We start from the raw sequence: 14,421 nt of genomic DNA, 5'->3' as shown, positions 1-14,421 counted from the left end.
AACAGAGTCGGAATTTTGTTCCGTTTGGTAAAATATACAAAAACCAGAGAGGGCTGACTCCAAAAGTCCGCTTTTTGGCGGACTTTTGGGTCAGCCCCCTCTCGCATTCCATCATAGACGCAAAACCGATGATCGAAGAAACAACATGACCGTTTTCGGACCCGCTTCTTTGACTTACTTTTGGAAAAACGCCCCTTTCGCCACCTTTTCCACCAAACTCGGCGCAAGGCGATACAGCCGGCTGCCGAGATCCATCCAGCGTGGCATGTTCACTTCGCGCGTCGGCGTCATCATCGCGGCAACAACGCGCTTCGCCACCGCCTCCGGGCGCAGCATCCAACGCGACACGTTGCGCACATACTCGCCAGATTCATCAGCGGTTGAAAAAAAGTTCGTCTCCACCGGCCCCGGATTGACGGTCGTGACAAAAATGCCAAAGCGCCCCGCCTCGAGGCGAAGGCTGTCAGTAAAGCCGATGACGGCATGTTTCGTCGCGGAATAGACGCTCGACTTCGGCGTCGCGATTTTGCCGGCTTGCGAGGCGATATTGAGAATGTGGCCGCTTCGGCGTTCTTTCATATGCGGATACACCGCCTTCGTGCAGGCGATCAAGCCGAAGACATTGACCGCAAACATCCGTTCCATCTCGTCAAGGTCGATATCTTCCACGTAGCGAAATACGCCAAATCCGGCATTGTTCACAAGCACATCGATAGCGCCCAGTTCAGCAGACAGCTTCGCAAATACCGCTTCGACCATCTCGCGGTCGCTGACATCAAGCGGCGCGTACGGGGCGCGAATGCCGGTTTGCGCTTCAATGCGCGCACTGATTGCTTTCAACTTTTCTTCACTGCGCGCCAAGAGCACCGGCACCGCCCCTTGGCGCGCCGCTTCATAGGCGATTTGCTCGCCGATTCCTCCCGACGCTCCGGTGATGACGACATGGCGCCCCTTCAGCCGCACACCGACACCCCCGCCGCTTTGTACACATAATGGCCGTCTTCGTGTCTTTTTTGTACATACCCGTTTTCTTCCAAATAATCAAGCTGGCCGATCGTCTCTGACATCGTCAGCATGAGCTGGCGTTCGTAAGCGGTGGGAAACAGCTTTTGACAAACGTCAAACACCGTATGCGGGCGTTCTTTCACCATTTCGAGCACCCGCTCGGCGCGCTGGCGCTGCTTATCGAGCCGCTCGCGAACGAGCGCCGGAATATCGGTCGCATCGTCGCCATGGCCGTTTAACGAGCGAACGATGTCGTATTGCAGCATTTTTTGCAGCGATTCGTTGTACTGCAACAACGGTTTCGGCCGCTCCGTCTCCCCTTCCGCCGGCGGTTCCATCATTGGATTCGGGGAAATATGAACAAGCAAATGATCGCCGCCGATCAACACCCCATCCGCCTCGCGGTAAAGAGCAATATGACTTTGCGCATGTCCCGGCGTTTCGATGACCTGCCACCCTGGCAACCCCGGCGCCGCGTCCCCTTCCGTCACCATGATGTCAAGCCCGCGCCGGCTTGCATATCGAAGCGATCCGCCTTCTTTGGACAGCTGACTGAACAAGCGGCGGTCAACGCCGCATTCCGTAAAAAATTCTTGAAAAAATTGGACGTACCGTTCCATAAACGAACGTTCACGGCGCAAAAACGGATCGGCTTTCGGATGGCCGATGATCGGCGCATGCGGAACATAATCAAGCAAGCCGACATGATCCGGATGATGATGAGTAATGACGATTTGTTCAATATCCTGCGGCGCATAACCGATCTCGCCAAGCTGCTTCACAAACAGCTGCCATGCCTGCTCTGTTTTCACTCCGGCATCGACCAGTGTCAACCGATCGCCGGCGATCACGTACATATGCACATCGCCGACCGGAAACGGCGTCGGCACCGTGATCCGATACACTCGTTCTTCGTTCATTGCGTTCCCTTCTTTCCCAAAGTTCATGAACCGCCCCGTTCGAACCGTTTCATCAAGCAAAATGAATAATGATTCATTATATTTTATTTTACAGTTTACACTGATTTCATCCATTTGTCATGCCTTTTTCTTCCGCACGACGAAATTGCAAAAAAATTCGTTCTCCTCTCTTGACAACCGTGCTCGTCCCGCGGCATAATGACAAATAAATTATGATACGACAAATAAATTATGATACGGCAAAACAGGCGATGAACAGGGCCAGTAAACCGCAAACGGCACCAGAGAGCGAAGCCCGCGGCTGGAAGGCTTTGCGGCCCTCTTTGCGGTTGAACCTACCCTAGGAGCTGTTAGGCCAACCTAAACGCCTCCCCGGCGTTATCGGGGCAGAGTTGGGCCTGTTTGGCGCTTGGGCCAAATCAGGCCAAAAAAGGTGGTACCGCGGAAACGAAGGTTTTCCGTCCTTTTGCAGGACGGGAAACCTTTTTCTTTTGGATGGATACATCAAGGCAAGGAGGAGTGGAATGATGAACAACGAACGAACGATCGCGCTCATCGGCGCCGGCTCGATGGCGGAAGCGCTCATCGCCGGCATGACGAAAGCGTTTTGCCATCCGGCGCACATTGTCGTCGCCAACCGACGAAACCGCCCCCGTCTTGAGGAACTGGCGCGTCAATACGGTGTTGGCACGGCGGATTGCGCGCAAGAAGCCGTCAAACAAGCGGATATCATCATTTTGGCGATGAAACCGAAAGACGTCGCCGAAGCGATGAACGCCATCGCACCATCCATCCGGTCCGATCATCTTATTCTTTCGCTGTTGGCCGGCGTGACAACGGAAACGATCGAACGGCTCGCCGGGCGCAACATCCCTGTCGTGCGCGCCATGCCAAACACATCCGCCGCCGTCGGTTTGTCGGCGACCGCCATCGCCGGCGGCCGCTTCGCCGCGAAAGAACATCTTGAGATCGCCAAACAGCTGTTTGAAACGGTCGGCATCGTCGCTGTTGTGCCGGAGCGCGACTTGCATGCGGTCACCGGCCTGTCCGGGAGCGGTCCGGCGTATGTGTATTACTTGGTCGAAGCGATGGAAAAAGCGGCAGCCGACATCGGCCTTGAGCGAGATGTCGCCAAACGGCTCATTTTGCAAACGATCATCGGCGCAGCCGAGATGCTAAAAGCGTCCGACAAACATCCATCCGTCTTGCGCCGTGAAGTCACGAGCCCAGGCGGCACGACCGAAGCCGGCATTGGCGTGCTTGAGCAATACCGGTTCCAAGAAGCGGTCATCGCCTGCATCCGAAGGGCGACGGCCCGCTCCGAAGAGCTCGGCAGCGCGCTTCTCGCTGCCATCATGGAAGCGTAAAGAACGGACCTCCAAAGCGCGCCGCCCCCGCACGGCGGATGGGCGGGGACGTTTCGGCAAAACCGGGCGCAATGAACAAGGAAACAAACGAACCTTTTCATCCGGTTATGGAAGATTTTTTTGGTTTCGCATAACGGAAACTCGAATTTCGCACATGACACAACCGCATAAGCCCATCTTTACCCAAAACAGGCTATGTTAACAGGGCCGCGGCTTTTCCACCGTCCGGCTCAGGCAAAACAGTCCGTTTCACTTTGTTTTTGACAGGCAGCGTGCTATCATCAGTCATGAACCACTCATTGGCCTAGAAAGGAGCTGCTTGTCATGAACACGGTATTGTTTTCGCCGTATACGATCCGCGGGCTGACGCTGAAAAACCGAATTGTCATGTCGCCGATGTGCATGTATTCGTGCGACACGAAAGACGGCGCCGTACGCACGTGGCATAAAATCCACTACCCGGCTCGCGCTGTCGGCCAAGTCGGCTTGATTATCGTTGAAGCGACCGGCGTGACGCCGCAAGGTCGCATTTCTGAACGCGACTTAGGCATTTGGAGCGATGACCATATCGCCGGGCTTCGCGAACTCGTTGGGCTTGTGAAAGAGCATGGGGCGGCCATCGGCATCCAGCTTGCCCATGCGGGGAGAAAATCGCAAGTGCCGGGAGAGATCATCGCTCCGTCAGCCATCCCGTTTGATGATTCGTCGCCGACGCCAAAAGAAATGACGAAAGCCGACATCGAAGAAACGGTGCAGGCGTTCCAAAACGGGGCGCGGAGGGCAAAAGAAGCCGGCTTTGACGTCATTGAAATCCATGCCGCCCACGGCTACCTCATTAACGAATTTTTATCGCCGCTCTCCAACCGGCGCCAAGACGAGTACGGCGGCTCTCCGGAAAACCGTTACCGTTTCTTGGGCGAGGTGATTGACGCTGTCCGCGAGGTGTGGGACGGGCCGCTGTTTGTGCGCATCTCAGCGTCCGACTATCACCCGGAAGGACTGACAGCGAAAGACTATGTTCCATACGCCAAACGGATGAAAGAGCAAGGCGTCGACCTTGTTGACGTCAGTTCCGGCGCCGTCGTTCCGGCGCGCATTGACGTCTATCCGGGCTATCAAGTGCCATTTGCCGAACTGATCCGCCGTGAAGCAGACATCCCGACCGGCGCCGTCGGCCTCATTACGTCCGGCTGGCAAGCGGAAGAAATTGTGCATAACGGCCGCGCCGACCTCGTCTTTTTGGGGCGCGAGCTGCTGCGCAACCCGTATTGGCCATACGCCGCGGCGAGAGAGCTGGGCGCAAAAATCTCGGCGCCCGTCCAATATGAGCGCGGCTGGCGGTTTTAACCGCGCGGGATCGAAAACGAGGCGAAATCAGCGGCAAGATCGGTGTTCGGAAACACCTTCCGCGCCTCGGCGACGAGCTGCAGCGCCGCCTCGCCTTGATAGCGAGAGCTGATATGGGTCAAAATAAGCCGCTTCGCTCCGGCCCGCCTCGCCACCTCGGCTGCATCTGTGGTCGTGGAATGGAAATAGTCATGGGCCAGCCGCTGTTCCGCCGCGGCAAACGTCGCCTCGTGGACGACGACATCGGCATCGCGGGCGAGTTCAATCGCCGCTTCGCAAAAACGGGTGTCGCCGAGCACCGCGACGATCCGCCCTTTTTGCGGCGGGCCGACAAACTCACGCCCGTCGATGACCGTGCCGTCATCGAGCATGACTGTTTTCCCTTGCTTGATTTGTTGATAAATCGGGCCAGGGCGGACGCCGAGTGCTTGCAATCGATCGACCAAGAGCGGGCCGGGCAAATCTTTTTCCACGACGCGGAAACCGTATGACGGCATGCCGTGGTCGAGCCGTTTGGTGATGACTTGAAACCGTTCATCATCAAAAATGACTCCTTCTTCGATCTCGGCGATGTTCAATTCATACCGCAGCCGCGTCCCGCTGACGGACAGCGCCGTCTCCACAAACGCGCGAATGCCTTTTGGGCCGAAGACCGTAAGCGGCGTCTCGCCGCTTTGAAACGAACGGCTGCCAAGCAGCCCAGGCAATCCAAACAAATGGTCGCCATGCAAGTGCGTAATAAAAATATGCTCGATGCGGCGCGGGCGAATGGCGGTATGCAAAATTTGATGCTGCGTCGCTTCGCCGCAGTCAAACAGCCATGTCGCCCCGCGTTCGCCAAGCAGCTGCAGGGCGACGGACGATACGTTGCGCTCTTTGGCCGGCACGCCGGCACCCGTACCTAAAAACAACAGTTCCAACGCGCTTCACTCCTTTTTCTCGCTCAATATGGCCTGTTGTTAGCGTACCAATGTCAAAACGGCTTTTCAACTTTCTTTTGCGCTCAAAAACGCCGGGTTGGCGCCCGGCTCTTTCATGAACATAAACGCTTTCCCGCCGGAAAGCAACAAAGTGTTTGCGTTCCGACCGGCAAACCTCTACAATGGTTTCATTGAAGAGACAAATTTGGTTAAAGCGAGGTACATACGGTGGACAACATGAATCCGAAATCGATCATCGTCATTTTCGGAGCGACGGGAGATTTGGCGAAACGGAAACTGTTTCCGTCCCTTTACCGCCTGTATGAAAAAGGGCATTTGAACGAGCAATTCGCTGTCGTCGGCGTCGCGCGCCGCCCGTTGTCGGCCGACGAGTTCCGGAACTATGTGCGCGACTCGGTCGAAACGGCGTTTCAGCAGAAGCTCGCTGACGAGCGATTCACCTCCCATTTCTACTATCATCCGTTCGACGTGACGGAAGCCGAGTCGTACCAGCGCTTAAAGTCGCTCCTCGAACAGCTCGACGGCACATACAAGACCGAAGGCAACCGCATCTTTTATTTGGCGATGGCGCCGGAATTTTTCGGCACCGTCACGTCCCGCTTGCAGTCGGAAGGATTGACGGAAACGCACGGCTTTAAGCGGCTCGTCATCGAAAAGCCGTTCGGGCATGACTTGGCGAGCGCCGAGAAGCTGAATGACGAGATTCGCCGCGTCTTTTCCGAGCGGGAAATCTACCGGATCGACCATTACCTCGGCAAAGAAATGGTGCAAAACATCGAGGTCATCCGCTTTTCAAACGCCATTTTCGAGCCGCTTTGGAACAACCGGTTCATCGCCAACATTCAAATCACATCGAGCGAAACGCTCGGCGTCGAAGACCGCGGCCGCTACTACGACCATTCCGGGGCGCTGCGCGACATGGTGCAAAACCATATGCTGCAAATGGTCGCCCTGTTGGCGATGGAGCCGCCGATCAAACTAACAACTGATGACATCCGCCATGAGAAAGTGAAAGTGTTGCGCGCCTTGCGCCCGATTGCGCACGATGAAGTCGACCGCTATTTCGTGCGCGGCCAATACGGACGCGGAGCCATCCACGGCAAACACGTGCCGGCGTACCGCGAAGAGCCGAACGTCGATCCGAACTCGAACACGGAAACGTTCGTCGCTGGAAAACTCCTGATCGACAACTTCCGCTGGGCCGGCGTGCCGTTTTACATCCGCACCGGCAAACGGATGGCGGAAAAATCGACAAAAATCGTCGTCCAATTTAAAGATGTACCGATGAACTTGTATTACCGGACGAATGAGACGATCGCCCCGAACTTGCTCGTCATCCACATCCAGCCGGACGAAGGGATCACCCTTCAGTTAAACGGCAAAAAAACCGGGGAATCGACGACCATAACAGCTCCATTTCAACTCGACTATTGCAACAACTGCATCGACGGCATCAACACGCCGGAAGCGTACGAAAAGCTGTTGTACGACTGCATGCGCGGCGATGCGACGAACTTCACTCATTGGGACGAGGTGGCAGCGTCATGGCAATTTGTCGACCCAATTTCTGAGGTGTGGGCGAACACAAAAGCTTCCGACTTTCCGAACTACGCGGCTGGCTCCATGGGCCCGGCGGCCGCGGACAAGCTGCTCAAACAAGACGGCTTCCACTGGTGGCCGATCGAGCATCCGCGGCCATAACCGCGAATCGTTTGCGCCCGCCGCCCTTTTGGACAAGCGAGCGTTATCTCTCATGCAAAGGAGCGAATGAACGATGAAGGTGTATGACGTCACGGCCCCGATTTACGAGGGCATGCCCGTGTATAAAAACAAACCGGAAAAACAACCGAAGCGCACCACCGTCACCAACGGCTATGTGACCGAATCGCGCATTGACATGGACGTGCACACCGGCACGCACATTGACGCCCCTCTTCATATGGTCGAAGGCGGAGCGACGTTTGAAACGATTCCATTGGACGACCTCGTCGGCCCGTGCAAGCTGTTCGATTTAACCGATGTCAACGACCGGATCACGAAAGACGACATCGCGCATCTTGACATTCAAGAAGGCGACTTCGTTCTGTTTAAAACGAAAAACTCCTTTGATGATGCATTTAACTTTGAGTTTATTTTCGTCGCCGAAGACGCGGCTCGGTATCTAGCCGACAAACGGATCCGCGGCGTCGGCATCGACGCCCTTGGCATTGAGCGAGCGCAAGAAGGCCACCCGACCCATAAAACGCTCTTTTCGGCCGGCGTCATCATCATCGAAGGGCTGCGGCTGAAAGACGTCCCCGAAGGCCGCTATTTCATGGTCGCCGCTCCGCTCAAACTCGTCGGCACCGACGCCGCCCCGGCGCGCGTCTTGCTGTTGGACCGCGAGCCGTAAAAACAGCCGGTTCCCCGATGGGACCGGCTGTTTGATCATTTCAAACCGAGAAGCCCCCTCTTCCACGTATGAGCGTAGGCAAGAGAGCGTTCAACGTCCATTCTCATCATTGTTGTTGTCCCTCACACAACTTCTTACTACACCAAAAATAATATGATTTTCAATGATTGATTAAGCATACAAATAAGACGTATAATAAAAGTAAGTATGAAAAGGGTTTAGGAAGGAGCGAAACGCACCAATGGAGAAAATGAATGTTTCGGATCAACCATCGCCGGTCGTCATGAAAGCGACAAGCAAGCTGTCCAGCCGAGGGCAAGTGGTCATTCCTGCTGAAATCCGGAAAACATTGGGCCTCACCGAAGGCGATGATCTGACGTTTATTGTCAACCAAGATGGAGAAATAAAAGTGGAAGTCACGAAGAAATATCGCTTGTCACAATTAATCGGCATTCTCAAAACCAATCAGCCGTTCCGCCCTGTTGAGGAAATCCGAGATGAAGCATATCGGACGATGGGAGCAGAGGAATTGAAAGACGGGGAGGAAAAATAGGTGGCTCGCAAGCTGTGGATTGACACAAATGTCGTGATTCGAATCATGACCGGCCATCCTCAAGAGCTTGCGGAAGAAGTTGGGGACATGTTGCAGAAAGTAGAAGCAGGAGAATTGATTTTGCGCCTTAATCCGCTCGTCGTCGCAGAATGTTGCTGGGTGCTGGCCTCCGTCTATCAAGCATCGCCGTCCGACATTTCCGCCGCCTTATTAAAGTTTACCAACGGGATCGGGATCGAAACAGAGGAAAAAGATGTTGTGCAACAGGCGCTTCGAGATTATGGCGAGAAAAAGGTGGACTTCATCGACGCATATATCGCCGCTCATGCAAAAGCGAATCCCCCAGAAGATGTCGTGACTTGGGACAAACATTTTAAACGATTGAATATTCGCCATGGCCGCCCTAAAGACTGGTAAAATGGCGGGGGCTTCCCCGCCTCTGTTTACAGCTCTTCCCCGTTCGTGCGAATGACGCGCTGGAACCAGTAGAAGCTTTTTTTCTTATAGCGTTTCAAATCGCGCAAGTTTTGATCATCGCGGTTGACGAAAATGACGCCGTAGCGCTTGCGCATCTCCCCTTGCGAGCTTAACAAGTCGGTTGCTCCCCACATTAAATAACCGATCACCTCGACCCCTTCTTCGATCGCCAGCTTCATTTGTTCGATATGGCGGCGCATATAGTCGATCCGCTCGTCATCGTCGACCGTGCCGTTCTCGTTTAGCTCCTCCTCAAGCCCGATGCCGTTTTCGGTAATGAAAATGGGCATCTGGTAGCGGGCGTACACGTCTTTTAAGGCCATCCGCAACCCGATCGGATCGATCGCCCAGCCCCATTTCGTCTTCGGCAAGTGGGGGTTCGGCGCAAGACCTTTGATGATCCGCTCATCCTGTTCCTGATGGCGGACGATTTGGCTTTGATAGTAGCTGAACGACAAAAAGTCGACCGTCTGCGAACGGAGCAACTCCTCATCCCCCGCTTCGAGCGGCAGGCAGATTCCTTTTTTCTCAAGCCGGTTGGTCACATAACGCGGATAGGCGCCGCGGGCGAACACATCAAAGAAGAAATCAATGAACAGCTCTTTCGCCTGCACGTTGGCCAAAGCGTCTTCCGGCCGGCATGTCGCCGGATACGTCGTCAAATACGTCACCATCCCGCCGATCTTCGCCTCGGGAGCGATTTCGCGCAGCGCCTTCACCGCTTTCGCGTGGGCGATAAACACGTTATGACAGACGCGGTAGGCAAACGCTTCCGGGTCTTCATCATCCGGGCAGATCGCCCCCCATAAATGCGGTTGTTCGAGCACTAAATTTTGTTCGTTGAACGTCAGCCAATAGTTCACTTTCCCGCGGTAACGCTCAAATACGATGCGCGCGTACCGCTCAAACAAGTCGACGACCTTTCGCGAGGCAAAGCCGTTGTATTTCTTGGCCAACGCCAGCGGCAAATCAAAATGGTACAGCGTAATGACCGGCTCGATGCCGTTCGCCCTCAATTCATCAAACACAGCGTCATAAAACGCCAACCCCGCTTCATTCGGCTCCCCTTCCCCGTCCGGAAAAATGCGCGTCCAAGCGATGCTCGTCCGGTAGGCGGTAAAGCCGAGCTCCTTGAACAACGCGATGTCTTCTTTGTAGCGATGGTAAAAATCGACCGCCACTTTCCAGTCGGAATGCCCTTTTGGAATCGGGCGTGCATCCACGATCGACAGCCCTTTGCCGCCTTCGTTCCACGCCCCTTCCGTCTGAAACGAGGTCACCGCCCCGCCCCATAAAAAGCCGTCGGGGATGATCGATTTACGCTGTTGTGACATGGAAAGACCCTCCTATCTGTGAACAGACGTGTTTAAGTGATTGAACGCCTTGGAAAATTCACCCTTGGGCATCATCCTCATGATGACATATTTGCTTCTTTATAAAACTAGACGGGCGGAGGTACGAGCCCGTCTAGACGTTGTGAAAACTGTTTCATGCGCTTTGGAGAAGCACCAACGCTCCCAGCAATGGCAATTTTATTGAGACAGTTTTTGCTTAATCAAATAATGGTTCGTAGCCACTTTTCGATACGTGAAGATCATTCCATCATCTCCAGCCGTTGCGAGCAGCGCTTCAGATGACAAATCGGCGATTTTCGTTCCTGTTGCCCGGTTATAAATGGCACGGCTGGTGATGATATATTGACGGCTCGCCGCCCGCAGCGGCTCCGGAAATTCAGCGGCCACCAATGCGCCGGGCTGGGCTGGATTGATGCGCGCCTTTCCGTAAAAAATCTCCCCGCCGTTCATAAAAAAGGCATCATCCCCTCCAGGGAAGGACAATAGTTGCGAAACATGCCAATCGGAAAGCCGCACCGCATACAGATCATGATCCGATGTTCCTTCCTGTCCGACATACAATACATTTTGTTTTTCGTCATACCCAATCAACGGATTGATGAATACCTTTGGGATTCGCCATTGTTTTTTCGTCTTCATATCATAAACGGCAATCGATCCCGTCAACGTGCGGCTATTGTCCGTGAAGAAAATTTTCCCGTCCCCGATCGCCAATGAACGCGGAGCAGCGATCAGCGGCACCGTTCCAAGAAACCGCATTGTTTTGGCGTCGTAAATCGCCATTTTCGTCGCTCCCGATAGCGCAACATACACCTTGCCGCCATCAATTTTTACATCCGTCGGCTGCGGTCCGGGATGAATTTCTTTCACCATTTTCATGTCGCTGGCGCGAATGACAAACAGTTTGCTGTCTTCGGCGGACAACACATACAACCATCCGGTCGACGAATCATAAGCCAAATGGGAAATGGGGACATTGGTGAAAGCATAATGGGACGATCGAACATAATAGCTCTCATCGGCCGGCAATGGATATTTATAAATTCGATTTTCCCCTTCTTTGATCAAATACAAATTGTACTTTGCATCCATCAACGCATAGTTCGTCGGGAATGGAAGCGCGTTTATCTTAGCAGAGGTGTAACGGTCATACACCGCCTTATTTGTCACCACGTAGGCCCCTTGAACATCTAAAACGGGGCCGTTATAACAGTCGTGCACCATGTTGATATTTCCGGCATCAATGCGCCTTCCCGCAAAAAACACATCGCTTCCGTCAACGATGAGCGGATGGATGGGCGCGCTGCCTCTCGGCCCTTGATACGAAACTCGCTTCACCACCTTCAAATCGGACAGGCGCAATACCGCTAAATCAGGAATGGAAACATTGCGGCCGATGAAGGCCAGACCTCGCTTCTCATTGAAAAACAACGTATTTTCCTCTGAAAAAACGGAAAAAAAGTTAGGATCAGCAATCAGCCGGCTTGTTTGGCGTTTCGCCGCCAAATCCCACATGTACATCTCATACGTCGTCTTCCCGCGCCCGTACTGCTTTCCGAAAGTTACGATTTTGTTGCCTAATAAGCCAAACGGCAATCCGTTATACGGGGCTCGTTGAATCAGCCGTTTCGTTTTGACGTCAAAAACGTCTATCGATGTTTCAGACGGCACATACAGCTTCCCGTCCCGCAAAAGAAGAGTGACCGACCGCTGGGCATATTTCCGCCATAAAGCGCTGTATGCCCGCAGAGAAACGGGTTCCTGCTTTTTGATCGACAATGTGCTCGCTTCAATAAATAATAACATCCCCTTTTCCGTGAGCGCATAAATATACCCATTTTGATCATCCATGACCCAATCGAGCACGCGCCCAGGAAGCTGTTGCGTACGCGGTCCGGCCGCTTCCGCTTTAGCGGAAGGAAACACATGGAAAAGACAGATAAACAAGAAGAGACAAAATAAAAAACCTTTCCTAAATGTTGTTCCCATTCCAATCCCCCGTCAAACAATGATTTCTAATTCCTTCCTTATACATTCCTTGCGCATAGCATAGCTCAAACAATCGAGCACCGACATTTGACCATTCCTTATCCATCCTCAATATCCATGATAGCCCACCGTCGATCATCACTTCAAGCTCTTTTTGCCATACGCACCCCGTTCGGCTGCATACACCAACCGCTGCCGATCACGAACAGCGGCCATCGCTTTGCTGTGTAATGCATTTTCATGCTTTCCCTTTTGAACCTCCTTTCCCCCAAACGGTGAAACAAATATAATGAAAACGGAACTCCCAATAGAAACAAGTGGGGTGAGGCAAAGTTGAACATTTTGCTCATTGAAGATGATGTGACGTTGTTTCAAGAAATCAAAGCCCGTTTGGAACAATGGTCGTACGACGTTTGCGGCATCCGCGATTTCGGTCGTGTGATGGAAGAGTTTTCTGCTTGCAAGCCGCACTTGGTGATCATCGACATCCAGCTGCCGAAATTTGACGGGTTCCACTGGTGCCGCCAGATTCGTGCTCATTCGAACGTCCCGATTTTGTTTTTATCATCGCGCGACCACCCGACTGATATGGTCATGTCGATGCAGCTTGGAGCTGATGATTACATCCAAAAGCCGTTTCATTTCGATGTGCTGATCGCCAAAATCCAAGCGCTGCTCCGCCGCGTGTACAACTACAATGCCGGACCCGTTCAGCTGCAAACATGGTGCGGGGCAACGGTCGACTATGAAAAAAGCACAGTCTCAAATGAACACGGAACAGTGGAGCTGACGAAAAACGAGCTGTTGATTTTGAAACATTTATTGGCCAAGAAAAACCAGATCGTTGCTCGGACGGAGCTGATCAAACGGCTATGGGAAGACGAACGGTTTGTCAGCGACAACACGCTGACCGTCAACGTCAACCGCCTACGAAAAAAACTGGACGAACTCGGCTTGGGCCGCTTCATTGAAACGAAAGTTGGGCAAGGCTATATGGCTACGGAAGAAGGGAGCCACTGATGATCAAAGATTATTTGTGGGAACGAAAAAGCTGGATGGCCCTCTTTCTCTTTCTAGAGCTGTTCATCCTGTTTGTCGCTTATCTGGATCCGACGATTCCGCTCTCCTCCGTCCTTTACATCGTCTTTTTAACGACTATCATCTTTGTTGTCTTTGTCATCATCCGTTGGAAAAAAGAAACGGCATTTTATCAACGTTTGCAAGAGTGGGAGCGCGGCCACGATCCCGTCTCTGCCCTGCGGGCGGCAAGCCCGCTGGAGAAGATCGTCGAACGCGTCCTCGCCAGCCAAACGGACCAATGGAAACAGGAACTGAAAGAACACCTCACCACGTTGGAACAAGAGAAAGATGAACTGTTGTCATGGATTCATGAAATGAAAACGCCGCTGACGGCCATGCGGCTCATCATCGAACGGGTTGGGGACGAAAACACGAAAGCGCAACTCTTGTACGAATGGCTGCGCATTCATCTGCTTCTTGATCAGCAACTTCATCAACGACGGCTTCCACACATGGAAAACGACTTATATATCGAACAAGTCGAACTTGAGCCACTTCTCATCAATGAGATTAAACCGCTGCAATCGTGGTGTATGCAAAAAGGCATCGGCTTTGACCTTCAATTGGACGTCCGCTCCGTCCTGAGCGATGCCAAATGGCTTTCTTTTATCATCCGGCAAATCATCACAAATGCGGTGAAATACAGCGAGTCATCTGACATTGTCGTGAAAAGCTTTATGAAAAACGGCCATGCCCGCTTGCAAATTCAAGATTTCGGCTTGGGCATTGATCCAAAGGACTTGCCGCGCATTTTCGAGAAAGGATTCACCTCCACCACCGAACACCAAAATGAAGCGGCGACGGGGATGGGGCTGTATTTGGCGAAAAAAGCCGCCAAACCGCTTCTTCTTGACTTTCATGTCGAATCCACGCCCGGGCGCGGAACGACATTTACGATCCTATTTCCGCAAGAAAATGACATCATCCGCACGCACCGCATGTGACGATTTTGTCACACGCGGTTTCGTTTTGTTCGGCCAAACGCAGGAAAAAAC

General features: G+C 53.2%; 13 protein-coding genes. 8 read left to right on the top strand and 5 right to left on the bottom strand.

Features of this window, described 5'->3' with window-relative positions; translation table 11 throughout:
- Nucleotides 1-174: 174 nt before the first annotated feature.
- Complete coding sequence (locus CV945_RS03515) at nt 175-963, bottom strand: SDR family NAD(P)-dependent oxidoreductase (protein WP_033009048.1); 789 nt, start codon at nt 961-963, stop codon at nt 175-177.
- Complete coding sequence (locus tag CV945_RS03510; RefSeq protein ID WP_100659138.1) at nt 954-1,925, bottom strand: MBL fold metallo-hydrolase; 972 nt, start codon at nt 1,923-1,925, stop codon at nt 954-956. The genes CV945_RS03515 and CV945_RS03510 overlap by 10 nt, the downstream gene beginning before the upstream one ends.
- Before the next feature lie 527 nt (nt 1,926-2,452).
- Here CV945_RS03510 and proI point away from each other — a divergent pair.
- Together proI and namA are read left to right on the top strand one after the other, a co-directional pair.
- A complete protein-coding gene (proI, locus tag CV945_RS03505) occupies nt 2,453-3,292 on the top strand; it encodes a pyrroline-5-carboxylate reductase ProI (RefSeq protein WP_060787746.1) in 840 nt (279 codons plus the stop codon).
- A gap of 324 nt (nt 3,293-3,616) precedes the next feature.
- Complete coding sequence (gene namA / locus CV945_RS03500) at nt 3,617-4,639, top strand: NADPH dehydrogenase NamA (RefSeq protein ID WP_100659136.1); 1,023 nt, start codon at nt 3,617-3,619, stop codon at nt 4,637-4,639.
- Here namA and rnz read toward each other — a convergent pair.
- The gene (rnz, locus tag CV945_RS03495; protein WP_100659135.1) at nt 4,636-5,559 is read right to left on the bottom strand and encodes a ribonuclease Z; all 924 of its coding nucleotides are present in this window, start codon (nt 5,557-5,559) and stop codon (nt 4,636-4,638) included. The two genes, namA and rnz, sit on opposite strands and share 4 nt — an antisense overlap.
- Nucleotides 5,560-5,787: 228 nt before the next feature.
- Between rnz and zwf the strand changes: the two genes are divergently transcribed.
- The 4 genes from zwf to CV945_RS03475 all read left to right on the top strand — a co-directional run bounded on the left by zwf (nt 5,788) and on the right by CV945_RS03475 (nt 8,942).
- Complete coding sequence (zwf, locus tag CV945_RS03490) at nt 5,788-7,281, top strand: glucose-6-phosphate dehydrogenase (RefSeq protein ID WP_100659134.1); 1,494 nt, start codon at nt 5,788-5,790, stop codon at nt 7,279-7,281.
- Between the two features lie 73 nt (nt 7,282-7,354).
- Nucleotides 7,355-7,972 carry a cyclase family protein gene (locus tag CV945_RS03485; RefSeq protein ID WP_100659133.1) on the top strand — a complete coding sequence of 206 codons (618 nt, stop codon included), beginning with the start codon at nt 7,355-7,357 and terminating at the stop codon, nt 7,970-7,972.
- 241 nt (nt 7,973-8,213) lie between these two features.
- A complete protein-coding gene (locus CV945_RS03480) occupies nt 8,214-8,525 on the top strand; it encodes an AbrB/MazE/SpoVT family DNA-binding domain-containing protein (protein ID WP_100659132.1) in 312 nt (103 codons plus the stop codon).
- Nucleotides 8,526-8,942 (top strand): type II toxin-antitoxin system VapC family toxin, encoded by a 417-nt coding sequence (locus CV945_RS03475; protein WP_025948590.1) that lies wholly within the window; start codon nt 8,526-8,528, stop codon nt 8,940-8,942. It begins immediately after the preceding gene.
- A gap of 26 nt (nt 8,943-8,968) precedes the next feature.
- On the opposite strand, the gene CV945_RS03470 is transcribed toward CV945_RS03475, so the two are convergent.
- Together CV945_RS03470 and CV945_RS03465 are read right to left on the bottom strand one after the other, a co-directional pair.
- Complete coding sequence (locus CV945_RS03470) at nt 8,969-10,336, bottom strand: glycoside hydrolase family 1 protein (protein ID WP_100659131.1); 1,368 nt, start codon at nt 10,334-10,336, stop codon at nt 8,969-8,971.
- A gap of 198 nt (nt 10,337-10,534) precedes the next feature.
- The gene (locus CV945_RS03465) at nt 10,535-12,163 is read right to left on the bottom strand and encodes a YncE family protein (RefSeq protein ID WP_232721969.1); all 1,629 of its coding nucleotides are present in this window, start codon (nt 12,161-12,163) and stop codon (nt 10,535-10,537) included.
- A gap of 516 nt (nt 12,164-12,679) precedes the next feature.
- On the opposite strand from CV945_RS03465, the gene CV945_RS03455 reads away from it, so the two are divergent.
- Together CV945_RS03455 and CV945_RS03450 are read left to right on the top strand one after the other, a co-directional pair.
- Entirely contained in the window at nt 12,680-13,366 is a 687-nt protein-coding gene (locus CV945_RS03455; RefSeq protein WP_013144816.1) for a response regulator transcription factor, read from the top strand.
- Nucleotides 13,366-14,370, top strand: a complete 1,005-nt coding sequence (locus tag CV945_RS03450) for a sensor histidine kinase (RefSeq protein ID WP_100659128.1) — start codon at nt 13,366-13,368, stop codon at nt 14,368-14,370. The genes CV945_RS03455 and CV945_RS03450 overlap by 1 nt, the downstream gene beginning before the upstream one ends.
- Nucleotides 14,371-14,421 lie beyond the last annotated feature (51 nt).

This window comes from Geobacillus sp. Manikaran-105 (genome assembly GCF_002809955.1).
Classification (GTDB): domain Bacteria; phylum Bacillota; class Bacilli; order Bacillales; family Anoxybacillaceae; genus Geobacillus; species Geobacillus thermophilus.
This window is presented reverse-complemented; position numbering and strand designations above follow the sequence as displayed.